This is a genomic window from Micromonospora sp. NPDC048170 (assembly GCF_040652795.1).
Taxonomy (GTDB): Bacteria; Actinomycetota; Actinomycetes; order Mycobacteriales; family Micromonosporaceae; genus Micromonospora.
Window position 1 is genome coordinate 17,669 of record NZ_JBEZMR010000004.1, and the last position, 11,433, is coordinate 29,101.

The window sequence follows — 11,433 nt, forward strand, 5'->3', positions numbered from 1 at the left end:
CCTCGCGTCGGCTCCGCACCCGACGGCGACGGGCCGTGTACCCCGGGTGGCCGCCGTCGACGGGTTCCGTCGGGCGGGACGGCCCGCGTCCGCGTACCGTGATCGTCGGCGAGGCGGGCCGCGCGTCAGCGGCCCGGCCTCCGGGTGACCACCGACGGCCCGGGGAGGTGGGCGGCGTGCTCGACCGGCGGCTGCACCTGCACCTGGCGGGCTGGCTCGGCCAGTGGCCGGCCGGGCCCGGGCTGTACGTGGTCGGCTCGCACCGGCGGGCCCGCCCGGCCTGGGACGGCCGGCTCCGGCCGGCCGTCGCGGTGACCGCCGGCGCGAGCACCGTGCTCTCCGTGGCCCCGGACCGGGTCGCGGCGGTCCGCGAGCTGGCCCGGCGGCCGGGCGGACCGCCACTTGCGGCGTTGCCCGCCGCGGTCGGACGACCCGGCTGGGCGACGCACGACGACGTGTTCCGGTGGAGTGTGGAGCCGGCCCCGCTGCCGGACGTGGGGGAGTGGACGCCCCCGACCGCCGCCGGGCTGCCGTCCTGGCTGCGCCTGTTCGACCGGCCGGTGCTCGTGGTGCGCGACGCCCGGGGGCGCTACCTGTCCGGGGTCGGGATCAAGCGGCACGACGCGTACGGCCACGAACTGGCGGTCGGCACCGTGCCGGCGGCCCGGGGGCGGGGGCTGGCCCGACGGCTGGTCGCCCAGGCGGCGCGCCGGGTGCTCGACGAGGGGGCCGTCCCGACGTACCTGCACGACGTCGCCAACACCGCCTCGGCCCGGGTGGCGGTCGCCGCCGGCTTCCCCGACCGGGGCTGGCGCTCGTGCGGGGTCTACCCGCCCTGAGCGCCCGACGAGGGGTGGGCGCGGACCGTGGTTCCCGGGCCGGATCCACGGTCCGCAGTCTCCCCCAGCGTCCCGGTGCGAGTCGTGCGTTGACAACTACGCTACGTATCTGTCGACGCGACGGCAAGGCGCAACGTGTGTGATCCAGGTGTCGAATAGCGGACTTGACCTGCGACTATTCGGCTGGCGGCGCCGGCCCGTCTCAGTGACGCAGCGTGCGAGTGAGACCTAGCGCCTCGGCGGCGGCCCGGCCGCAGGCGTGGCTCGCGCCGTACGTGGTGACGAACGCCCGCACGCCGGCCGGCCGCCACCGGGAGGGCCAGCCCATCTCGACCACGGCCACCGGATGTTCGGCGGCCAGCGCGGTCACCAGGTCGGCGCCGCCCGGCAACCGGTGCAGATGGCGGCCGACGAGCACGATCGGCCGGTCCCCGGCGAGCTGGCGCAGGGCCGCCGGCCCGGTCTCGGTGGCGACCACCCGCAGTTCCTCCGCGCCGTCCAGGTGCGGGCCGAGGCCCCACGGCACCCGCCCCTCGGCGATGGTCGACGCGGCGTGCAGTTGGACGACCAGCGGGCGGTCCAGGCCGGCCAGCTCCCCCTCCACCCGCACGGCGCGGCGCGCCGCGGCGTACCCGAGTCCGTCGGGGGCGGCCGCCGCCGTGCCGCCGGCCCGGGCCGTGGCGGCGTGCGCGGCGGCGCGGCCGGCCGCCTCCTCCACCCGCGCCCGGTCCAGGCGGCCGTCGGCGAGCGCCCCGACGATCTCCGCGACCACCCGCTCGACCAGTTCGGCGTCGACTTCGGCACCGATGCACAGCAGGTCGGAGCCGGCGGCGAGGGCCCGGACGGCGGCCGGGCCGATCCCGCCGGCCGCCTCGGCGGCGCCCTTCATCTCCAGCGCGTCGGTGATGACCGTGCCGGTGAAGCCGTACTCGCCGCGCAGCAGGTCGACCAGGACCGCCCGGCTGAACGTGGCGGGGCTGTCGCCGGTCAGCGCCGGCACCCGGATGTGCGCGGTCATCACGGCCCGCGCGCCGGCCGCGACGACCGCGGCGAACGGCGGCAGGTCGCGCCGGCGCAGCACGTCGAGCGGTACGTCCACCGTGGGCAGCTCGTAGTGGGAGTCGGCGACCGTCGCGCCGTGCCCCGGGAAGTGCTTGGCGCAGGCGGCGACGCCGGCGGCCTGGAGCCCGGTCACGGCCGCGGCGGAGTGCGCGGCGACCCGGACCGGGTCGGCGCCGAACGAGCGGGTGCCGATCACCGGGTTCTCGTCGGCGGTGTTCACGTCCACGGTCGGCGCGAGGTTGACGGTGACGCCGACGCCGGCCAGCTCCGCGCCGATGGCCTCGTAGACCCGGCGGGTCAGCGCCACGTCGTCGATCGCGCCGAGCGCCGCGTTGCCCGGGTACGGGCTGCCGGTGGCGTGCGCCAGCCGGGTGACGTCACCGCCCTCCTCGTCGATCGCGATCAGCACGTCCGGGCGGCCGGCCCGCAGGGCGGCGGTGCTCGCCGCCACCTGCACCGGATCGTGGACGTTGGTGCCGAACAGGGTGTGTCCCGCGAGCCCCTCGGCCACCAGGTCGACCGCCCAGCCCGGCGGCACCGGCCCCGGGTACGCGGCGAGCAGCGTGCCGAGCGCGAGCCGGCGCAGTCCTGGATCCAGCCCCACGTGATCTTCCCCTTTCGTCCCCGTCGGTACGGAATTCGTACCGGCAGGGGTCGGTGACGTACCGGGTCGGCCGAGCAACCCGCTCCCGGGTGGCCGATACGCTATCGGCTACCCGCTCGCAGGTCGGTTTACAGTTAGCAAGGTTTATCAAAACTAGAGGACGTGGCATGAGTGCGACCCGACTGCCCGGCACCCCCCGCTTGTTGCGGGCGCTCAACGACCGCGCGGCGTTGGAGCTGCTGTTGGAGCGGGGGCCGCTGACCCGGGCCCGGCTCGGCGAACTGACCGGGCTGTCCAAGGTCACCGCCTCCCAGCTCGTCGAGCGGCTGGAGGAGCGGGGCCTGGTCACCCGGGTCGGCGAGCAGGCCGGCGGGCGTGGCCCGAACGCCCAGCTCTACGCCGTACGGCCGGGCAGCGCGCACGTGGTCGGGGTGGACGTGGGCGCCGACCGGGTCGTCGCCGCCTGTGCGGACATCACCGGGGCGGTGATCGGCCGGGTCGAGCAGTCGACCCGCGACACCGACGACCCCGTCGGGGTGGTGCACAACGCGGTGGTCCAGGCCGCGAGCAGCGCCGGGGCGCAGCTGTCGAGCGTACGGCGGATCGTGCTGGGCACCCCCGGTCTGGTCGACCCGGGCACGGGCGACATGACGTTCGCCTTCAACCTGCCCCGCTGGCACAGCGGCCTGCTCGCCGCGCTCCGGGACGACCTGCACACCCCGGTCGTCTTCGAGAACGACGTCAACCTGGCCGCCGTCGCCGAGGCGCAGTCGGGCGCGGCGCAGGGGCTGACGGACTTCGTGCTGGTCTGGGTCGGCGCCGGCGTCGGTCTGGCGATCGTGCTGGGTGGCCGGCTGCACCACGGCAGCAGCGGCGCCGCCGGCGAGATCGGCTACCTGCCGGTGCCCGGCGCGCCCATCCCACGGGACGTGTCCCGCCGGGCGAAGCCGGCGTTCCAGCAGCTGATCGGCGCGGACGCGGTCCGCGAGCTGGCCCGCGCCCACGGCTACCCGGACGACAGCGGCGCCATCGCGGTGCGGGCGGCGGTGGCCGACGGCACGGCGGGCGGACCGATGCTCGACGAGGTGGCCCGCCGGCTGGCGCTGGGCGTGGCGAGCACCTGCGTGGTGCTGGACCCGCCGCTGGTGGTGCTCGCCGGCGAGGTCGGCCAGGCGGGTGGGGCGGCGCTGGCCGACCGCGTGCAGCACGAGGTCGCAGCGATCACCCTGGTCCGCCCCCGGGTGGTGCCGACGGGGCTGACCGAGGAGCCGATCCTGCGGGGCGCGCTGCGTACCGCGCTGGACGCCGTCCGCGACGAGGTCTTCGGCTCGACCGTCGGCTGACCGGGGCCGGCCGCCGGCCGGTGCGGGCAGGTTGCCGCCCGCCGACCCAGGTCGGCGGGGTCGGCGGGCGGGCGTCATGTGAAGGAATATTTCATCGCTGGCCCGGGTGCTGCAAGGTCTTGCCGCGCCCGGGCCGGGCGTCGGAGCGGGTCACATCAGGTCGCGGCGGCGGAACGCCACGAAGGCGGCGGCGGTCAACGCGCCGGTCAGCCCGAGCAGCAGGAGCAGCGACGGTTGCCAGGTCAGGGCCCAGGCCCCACCGCCGCAGAAGCCCGATTCACCGAACCCGCACGACCTGGAGTCCCAGAACCCGGCCCGGCCGTTCAGCAGGGCCGCCGCGTAGCTGGAGAGCACGAACCGCTCCGGCTTCACGACCTCCAGGATCTCCATCACCAGCCGGGCGCCCAACTCCCACACCACCAGGTACCCGGCGATCGCGCCGAGCGCCGCCGAGGTGTGCCGGCCCAGGGTGGCGACGGCGAACCCGACCGTGGTGAGCAGCAGCACCAGCAGCAGGCCGCGGCCCCAGATCGCGCCCAGCGAGCCCCAGAACTCCCCGTCGAGCCGCCCCGGCTGCCCGGCGACCTGGGCGATAAGCCAGAACGTCCCGAGGTACGCCGCCGAGGCGAGCACCGACAGCAGCGCCGTCCCGCCGAGCAGCGTGCCCAGCTTGGTGCCGAGCACCGTCATCCGCCGGGGGCGCCAGAGCAGCAGGTTGACCACGCCGCCGGAGTTCAGGTCGGCGCCGATGTACGAGGCGCCGACCAGGAACCCGAAGAGCGCCAGGAAGGCGATGAGGAAGTAGAGCAGCGCCTCGGCCTCCGCGGCGAAGGTGAACACGCCGGTGAGGAAGTCGGCCGCCACGGGGGCGCGCTCCATCAGGGCCGGGTCGACCTCGCTGCAGTCGTCGGGCACGTACTCCCGCACGTCGTCCGCCTGCACGACGCCGCGCTGCCGGTCCAGGCAGAGCTGGTGGGTGCGCTCCAGGGCGCTCCGCGCCGCGGCGGCCTCCTGCTGGGCGCTGAAGAGCTCCTGGGCGGTGGGCCGGTGGGTGCTCGCCAGGGTGGTCGCCGCGGTGACGCCGAACGCGAGCACCAGCAGGACGAGCATGAGCTGCACGAAGCGCCGGGCGCCGAGACGCTCCAGCTCGGCACGGACCAGGTTCACGCGTCCACTCCCCGCACGTCGAGGTCGATCACCGGTTCCCGGGGCCCGCCGTCGGGCAGCACCGAGTCGTCCACCTGCCGGGGCAGCGTCGGGTGCGCCGCCGTGCCGGTCAGTTCGAGGAAGACGCTCTCCAGGTCGGGCCGCAGCGGGGTCAGCTCGCGTACCCAGAGGCCCGCCTCGCCCAGCGTGCGGCTGACCTCGGTGGCGTCCTCCACGTCACCCACCACCAGGTGGTCGTCGTGCCCGGTCGCCGCCAGCCCGGCCGCCGTCAGCAGCTCCACCGCCCGCTCCGGCTCGTCCACCCGGACCAGCAGCTCGTGCCGGTCGAAGCCGGCCAGCACGTCGTCGACCCGCCCGGCCGCCACCCGCCGGCCCCGCGAGATGATCGTCACGTGGTCGCAGATCAGCTGGATCTCGGCGAGGATGTGGCTGGAGACCAGCACGGTCACGCCGGCCTCCGCCAGCGCGCGCATCAGGTCCCGCATCTCCCGGATGCCGGCAGGGTCCAGCCCGTTCGCCGGCTCGTCCAGGATCAGCAGCTCCGGATCCTTGAGCAGGGCGGAGGCCACCGCCAGCCGCTGCTTCATGCCCAGCGAGTAGCCCTTGACCCGCTCGTCGCCGCGGTCCCGCAGGCCCACCTGCTCCAACACCTCGTCGACCCGGGCGGTCGGCACGCCGCCGGCCCGGGCCAGCAGGCGCAGCGTGCGGTGGCCGGTGAAGTTGCCGAAGAACTGCGGGCTCTCCACGATCGCCCCGACCCGCCCGGCGACCAGGGGCAGCTCGTCCGGCGAGGAATGGCCGAGCACCGTCATCCGGCCCGCGTCGGCCCGTACCAGCCCGAGTAGGGCGCGCAGCGTGGTGGTCTTGCCCGACCCGTTGGGGCCGAGGAAGCCGTGGATCTGGCCGGTCTCCACCAGCAGGTCGAAACCGTCGACTGCCACCCGGCGGCCCTGCCGCACACTGTGGAAGGTCTTGCGCAGACCCTCGATCTCGATGACCGCGCTCATCCGCGCGGCTCCGTGCTCCGACCGGGCATGGACCGTCCTCAGGTTGTGGTGACCAACGACACGGCGCCCCACCCTATGGCCGGGGTGCCGCCCGTGGGGGGAGCCCCGGCGCTGCGTGGTTGGATGGTCGGGTGACTGGGGACGAGGATCTGGTGGTCAGCCTCGACGGCGTCGGCGTACGCCGGGCGGGCACGGCACTGCTGCACGACGTGGACTGGCGGGTCGAGTTGGACGAGCGCTGGGTGGTGCTCGGGCCCAACGGCGCCGGAAAGACGACCCTGCTCAACCTCGCCGCCGGGCGGCTGCACCCGACCACCGGCACGGCCCACGTGCTCGGCGAGCGGATCGGCCGCACCGACGTCAACGAGCTGCGGACGCGCATCGGGCTCTCCACCGCCGCGCTCGCCGAACGGGTGCCCGCCGACGAGCGGGTCAGCGACGTCGTCGTCACGGCCGCCTGGTCGGTGCTGGGGCGCTGGCGGGAGAGCTACGACACCAGCGACGAGGCCCGCGCCCGCGCCCTGCTGGGCCAGCTCGGCATCGGCGGCCTCGCCGACCGCACCTACGGCACCCTCTCCGAGGGGGAGCGCAAGCGGGTGCAGATCGCCCGTGCCCTGATGACGGACCCGGAGCTGCTGCTGCTCGACGAGCCCGCCGCCGGGCTCGACCTGGGCGGGCGGGAGGACCTGGTCGCCCGGCTGGCCGAGCTGGCGTACGACCCGGACGCCCCGGCACTGGTGCTGGTGACCCACCACGTGGAGGAGATCCCGCCCGGCTTCACCCACGCGCTGCTGCTGCGCGAGGGCGGGGTGGTGGCGCAGGGGCTCCTCGACGACACGCTGACCGGCGACAACCTCTCCAAGGCGTTCGGGCTGCCGCTGGTGGTCCAGCGCTCCGGTGACCGGTTCACCGCCCGCGCCGCCTGACGGGGAGGCGACGATGCGGCAGACCCGGGTCGTCGTGGTGGGCAGCGCCAACATGGACCTGGTGGGCACGGCCCCCGCCCTGCCCCGGCCGGGGGAGACCCTGCTCGGCACCGACTTCGTCATGGTGCCCGGCGGCAAGGGCGCCAACCAGGCCATCGCCGCGGCGAGGGCCGGCGCCTCCTGCGCCTTCCTCGGGGCGATCGGTTCCGACTCGTTCGGTGTCACCCTGCGGGCGCGGATCACCGCCGCCGGGGTCGACACCGGCCAGCTCCGCACGACGTACGGCATGTCGGGGGTGGCGTTGGTGATGGTCAACGCCGAGGGCGAGAACGCGATCCTGGTCAGCCCGGGCGCCAACGCCTCGATGACCGGCCCGACCGAGTCCGAGCTGGCCGCCGTACGCGAGGCGGACGTGCTGCTCGCGCAGCTGGAGATACCGGTCGGCACGGTGACCGAGGCGGCCCTCGTCGCCCGGGCGGCCGGCACCCGGGTGGTGCTCAACGCCGCCCCGGCCGTGCCGGTGCCGCCGGAGCTGCTGGCGGCGACGGATCTGCTGGTGGTCAACGAGACCGAGGCGCAGGCGCTCACCGGGCGCGGCCGCGACGAGCCGTCGGCCCTGCTCGACCTGGTGCCCCGGGCGGTGCTCACCCTCGGCGCGGAGGGCGCCTGGTACGGCGACCGGGACGGCACCGCCGTGCACGTGCCGGCGGTCAAGGTCGACGTGGTGGACTCCACGGCCGCCGGGGACGCCTTCACGGCCGCGCTCGCGGTCGCCTGGGGCGAGGGCCGGGACGTGGTCGACGCGGTGCGCTGGGCGGCGGCGGCCGGGGCGGCGTGCGCCCGCCGGCTCGGTGCCTCGGTGGCGCTGCCCAGCCGGGCCGAGATCGACGAGCTCTACCAGCCGGCCTGACCGCCGCTCACGTCTCCGGGTCGTCGGTGAGCTTCTCGCCCCGGCGGCGGAGCATGCCCAGCCCGGGGATGCCGGCGACGGCGAGTTTCAGGTCGCGGGTGACGTCGAGCAGGTCGTGCAGGTCAGGACCGACCCTGTCCAGGGTGGCCAGGATCGGCAGGATGTCGGCCGACAGGTGCTGCTTGAGCTTGGGCAGCTCGTCGACGAGCCGGATCGCGGCCGTCACCTCCTCGTGGCTGAGCTGCTCGACGAAGCGGTTCGCCATCGGGGCGGCCCGGCGCAGCGCCGGCTCGTACGCCGTCAGCAACTCGCCGGCGGTGGCCGCCGCCTCCGCCGCAGCGCCCACGGTGCCGGCGGCCCGGCCGGCCACGGCGTCGGCCTCGGCGACCACCGCGCCGGCCGCGCGGGACACCTTCTCCGCCTCGCCGACCACGACGGCCGCGGCGGCGGCCACCTCGGTGGCCGTCTCGATCGCGGTGGTCGCGGCGGCGCTGATGACGGTGACCTCGCGGACGGCGCCCTCGGCGTCGGTGAGCACCCGGTCGGTGCGGTCGAGGGTCCGCTCGATCCGGTCCACCATGCCGTCGATCCGGTCCACCACGCCGTCGACCCGGTTCAGCAACGCCCCCACCGAGTCCAGCACGGCGAATGCGCGGGCCGGCACGGCGGCGAGGGTCGCCGCCGAGCCGAGAGCCTGGTCGAGAGCGGCGCGGGTCAGACCGACGACCTCGGCGGGTCGGGGGAGGGGAATCACCATGGCACCAGTGTGCGTTGCCGGCGCACGGACCGCCGGACGGTGCGGCGGGCGCCCAGGTCAGGAGTCGGTGTGCTGCTCGACCGCGCGCTGCACCGCCCGGTAGATCTGCCCGAACCGCAGCGCGTCCGGCGTACGCAGCAGCAGCACCTCGCGGCCGTGGTGCTGGACCCAGAGTTCGTGCACCTTGCTGCCCCGCTCGTAGGAGCGGTCGAGCCAGCCGAGCGGGATCTCCAGGAAGGGGGTCAGGGCCAGCACGCCCACCACGCACGCGGCGAGGATGATCAGCGCCAACTGCCACTCGCCCCGGTCCTGTGCGGACCAGGCCAGCGAGAGCACGCAGACCACCGCGACCAGCGGCGGCAGCGAGAGGAGCAGGACCAGGACGCCGCGGCCCAGCACCCGCCCCCGTACCGCCAGCGTCTTCGGCCCCTGAGCGTGCCATACGTACGTCACGTCGGCGATCGCCACGGCATGGCCGCCCGCCCGGATCGACTCCGACGTCACCTGCACCGCGTCGTCCCGGTAATAGAGGGTCATCACTAAGCCTAACCACTGCCGGGCGGGTTGCGCCGCTCGCGCGGTCGGCTCCGGCGGACATGACGCCGGGCGGGGCGGTGCCGGGCGGAGATGGCGTCGGACGGGTACGCGAGGTGTGCTGCCGCTGCCGCTGCCGCTGCCGCTGCCGCTGCCGCTGCCGCTGCCGTGCGACGGGTGCGACTCGATCCGCTTGCGGGCACCGGCGTCACCGCAACCGCATTGGAGCGCCACCGCAACGGTGTCGAAGCGGTGTCGGAGCGACCCCGATGCCGGCCCGGGCGGCCTGTCGAGCTGCCCCGTTCATAGGACCGCCATGGGACCGCTCCGAGCGTGTGGGCGGGGCGACGACCGGTGGGGCAGCTCGACAGCGCGGGCAACAGGCCACCGTGCCCGACGAGGGGCCTCAGGCCCGCGTCGCCCGCGCGTCGCCCGCGCGTCGCCCGCGCGTCGCCCGCGCGTCGCCCGCGCGTCGCCCGCGCGTCGTCCCGGGTGGTCCGGGGCGGGTACCGTGACCGGTCATGACGGAGCAGGAGCGCAACGTCGAGGTGGTTCGCCGCTACCTGCGGACCTTCGTCACCAAGGACCTGGCGGAGTTGCGCGCGGTGGTCGACGAGGACGTGCTGATCTACGGCTCCGGCGCCCCGGTCCGGGGGCGGCACCACGTCGAGAGGGCCGTCACCTCGCCGGGGTTGACCGTGCTCGACCAGGAGATCGTCGAGATCTTCGCGGCCAGCGACCGCGTCGTGGTGTCGCTGGCGCAGACCTACCGGCGGGACGCGACCGGCGCGACGGCCGTGCAGAGCGCCTGCAAGATGTACCGGTTGGACGGTGGCCGGATCGTGCAGTTCTGGGGCGAGCAGGACCTGTTCGGACTGCTGCGCGGCCTGGGCATGCTGCCGGACGGGCCGATCGGGTTCTAGCGGCGGCGGGGCGCCGGCTGGCCCGCCTCGACGGCCCGCTGCACCGCCCGGTAGATCTGGCCGAAGCGCAGCGCGTCACCGGTGCACAGCAGCCGTACCGGCTGGCCGCGCCAGCGGGCCCAGATCTCCAGCTGCCGGCTGCCCCGGGCGTACGAGCGGTCGAGGTGCTCGAAGAGGAAGTCGGCGACCGGGCCGACCGCGAGCCCGACCAGCACCGACGCGCCGACGATGGCGATGGTGACGGTGAGGGAGCGGCCCAGCCAGAGCGCGAGTGCGATGCCGAGGGCGGCGGCCACCAGGGGGCCGGCGAGGGCCGCGCCGATCGCGCCACGACCGGCGAGCACCCGCCAGGACCGGCTGCCGCGCTGGTGCCAGACCATGCTGATCTCGGCCAGCCGGAAGGTTCTGCCATCCACCCGGACGGCGGTCGAGGTGACCTGCACGGACCTGTCGTCGTAGTACGTGATCATGGCGATGCTCCCGGGGGCGGGCCTGACACCACACTACTTTCCCCAACGATCCGGGCCGTAAGGTTGGCACGCGACTTCGACGAGGAAGTGAGGGCCAGCGTGGGCGAGTTCGTGCGGTTGGAGACCAAGGACGGCATCGGCACGATCCGGCTGGAGCGGCCGCCGATGAACGCCCTGAACACCCAGGTGCAGGAGGAGTTGCGCGCCGCCGCTGCGGCGGCCACCGCCGACCCGGGCGTCCGCGCCGTCATCGTGTACGGCGGGGAGAAGGTCTTCGCGGCCGGCGCGGACATCAAGGAGATGGCCGACATGTCCTACGTGGACATGGCGGAGCGGGCTGCCGACCTGTCCAGCGCGCTCGGCGCGATCGCCCGGATCCCCAAGCCGGTCGTCGCCGCGATCACCGGCTACGCCCTCGGTGGTGGCTGCGAGCTGGCCCTGGCGTGCGACTGGCGGGTGGTGGCCGAGGACGCCAAGCTCGGCCAGCCGGAGATCAAGCTCGGCATCATCCCCGGCGCGGGCGGCACCCAGCGGCTGGCCCGCCTGGTCGGCCCGGCCCGCGCCAAGGACCTGATCATGTCGGGCCGGATGGTCGACGCCCAGGAGGCCCTGCGGATCGGCCTGGCCGACCGGATCGCCCCGGCGGCCGAGGTCTACGACACCGCGGTCGAGCTGGTCCGCCCGTACCTCACCGGCCCGGTGCAGGCCCTGCGTGCCGCGAAGCTCGCGGTCGACGGCGGCCTGGACATGGACCTGAACTCCGGCCTGGCCTGGGAGAGCCAGCTCTTCGCGGCGCTGTTCGCCACCGACGACCGGCGCGAGGGCATGGCGGCGTTCGTGGCGAAGCGCAAGCCCGACTTCACCGGCCGCTGACCGGCCCGGGCCGGCGGG

General features: G+C 75.2%; 11 protein-coding genes and 1 pseudogene. 6 read left to right on the plus strand and 6 right to left on the minus strand.

Annotated features, from left to right (window positions below):
* The first annotated feature begins 176 nt into the window (after window positions 1-176).
* Entirely contained in the window at window positions 177-839 is a 663-nt protein-coding gene (locus AB0D32_RS08700; protein ID WP_357086607.1) for a GNAT family N-acetyltransferase, read from the plus strand.
* A 202-nt stretch (window positions 840-1,041) separates the two neighbouring features.
* On the opposite strand, the gene AB0D32_RS08705 is transcribed toward AB0D32_RS08700, so the two are convergent.
* Window positions 1,042-2,505 carry a glycoside hydrolase family 3 N-terminal domain-containing protein gene (locus AB0D32_RS08705; RefSeq protein ID WP_357086609.1) on the minus strand — a complete coding sequence of 488 codons (1,464 nt, stop codon included), beginning with the start codon at window positions 2,503-2,505 and terminating at the stop codon, window positions 1,042-1,044.
* 167 nt (window positions 2,506-2,672) lie between these two features.
* Here AB0D32_RS08705 and AB0D32_RS08710 point away from each other — a divergent pair, with 167 nt between their 5' ends.
* Window positions 2,673-3,848, plus strand: coding sequence for an ROK family transcriptional regulator (locus tag AB0D32_RS08710; RefSeq protein ID WP_357086611.1), 1,176 nt, complete (start codon window positions 2,673-2,675; stop codon window positions 3,846-3,848).
* A gap of 150 nt (window positions 3,849-3,998) precedes the next feature.
* On the opposite strand, the gene AB0D32_RS08715 is transcribed toward AB0D32_RS08710, so the two are convergent.
* Together AB0D32_RS08715 and AB0D32_RS08720 are read right to left on the minus strand one after the other, a co-directional pair.
* Window positions 3,999-5,015 carry an ABC transporter permease subunit gene (locus AB0D32_RS08715; RefSeq protein ID WP_357086613.1) on the minus strand — a complete coding sequence of 339 codons (1,017 nt, stop codon included), beginning with the start codon at window positions 5,013-5,015 and terminating at the stop codon, window positions 3,999-4,001.
* Window positions 5,012-6,022 carry an ATP-binding cassette domain-containing protein gene (locus tag AB0D32_RS08720; protein ID WP_357086615.1) on the minus strand — a complete coding sequence of 337 codons (1,011 nt, stop codon included), beginning with the start codon at window positions 6,020-6,022 and terminating at the stop codon, window positions 5,012-5,014. The genes AB0D32_RS08715 and AB0D32_RS08720 overlap by 4 nt, the downstream gene beginning before the upstream one ends.
* Before the next feature lie 131 nt (window positions 6,023-6,153).
* Here AB0D32_RS08720 and AB0D32_RS08725 point away from each other — a divergent pair, with 131 nt between their 5' ends.
* Both AB0D32_RS08725 and AB0D32_RS08730 read left to right on the plus strand, forming a co-directional pair.
* Window positions 6,154-6,948 carry an ABC transporter ATP-binding protein gene (locus tag AB0D32_RS08725; RefSeq protein WP_357086617.1) on the plus strand — a complete coding sequence of 265 codons (795 nt, stop codon included), beginning with the start codon at window positions 6,154-6,156 and terminating at the stop codon, window positions 6,946-6,948.
* Between the two features lie 13 nt (window positions 6,949-6,961).
* On the plus strand, window positions 6,962-7,858 hold the full coding sequence (locus AB0D32_RS08730; protein ID WP_357086619.1) for a ribokinase: 897 nt from the start codon (window positions 6,962-6,964) through the stop codon (window positions 7,856-7,858).
* Between the two features lie 7 nt (window positions 7,859-7,865).
* Here the strand turns inward: AB0D32_RS08730 and AB0D32_RS08735 are convergent, their stop codons facing one another.
* Window positions 7,866-8,615, minus strand: a complete 750-nt coding sequence (locus tag AB0D32_RS08735) for a hypothetical protein (RefSeq protein ID WP_357086621.1) — start codon at window positions 8,613-8,615, stop codon at window positions 7,866-7,868.
* A gap of 57 nt (window positions 8,616-8,672) precedes the next feature.
* On the minus strand, window positions 8,673-9,152 hold the full coding sequence (locus AB0D32_RS08740) for a DUF6232 family protein (protein ID WP_357086624.1): 480 nt from the start codon (window positions 9,150-9,152) through the stop codon (window positions 8,673-8,675).
* 518 nt (window positions 9,153-9,670) lie between these two features.
* Here AB0D32_RS08740 and AB0D32_RS08745 point away from each other — a divergent pair.
* Complete coding sequence (locus AB0D32_RS08745; protein WP_357086626.1) at window positions 9,671-10,072, plus strand: nuclear transport factor 2 family protein; 402 nt, start codon at window positions 9,671-9,673, stop codon at window positions 10,070-10,072.
* Here the strand turns inward: AB0D32_RS08745 and AB0D32_RS08750 are convergent.
* A pseudogene (locus tag AB0D32_RS08750) lies at window positions 10,072-10,542 on the minus strand (DUF6232 family protein); the annotation flags it as partial. The gene AB0D32_RS08745 and the pseudogene AB0D32_RS08750 sit on opposite strands and share 1 nt — an antisense overlap.
* 99 nt (window positions 10,543-10,641) lie before the next feature.
* Between AB0D32_RS08750 and AB0D32_RS08755 the strand changes: the two are divergent.
* Window positions 10,642-11,415 carry an enoyl-CoA hydratase-related protein gene (locus AB0D32_RS08755; protein ID WP_357086628.1) on the plus strand — a complete coding sequence of 258 codons (774 nt, stop codon included), beginning with the start codon at window positions 10,642-10,644 and terminating at the stop codon, window positions 11,413-11,415.
* Window positions 11,416-11,433: the final 18 nt, after the last annotated feature.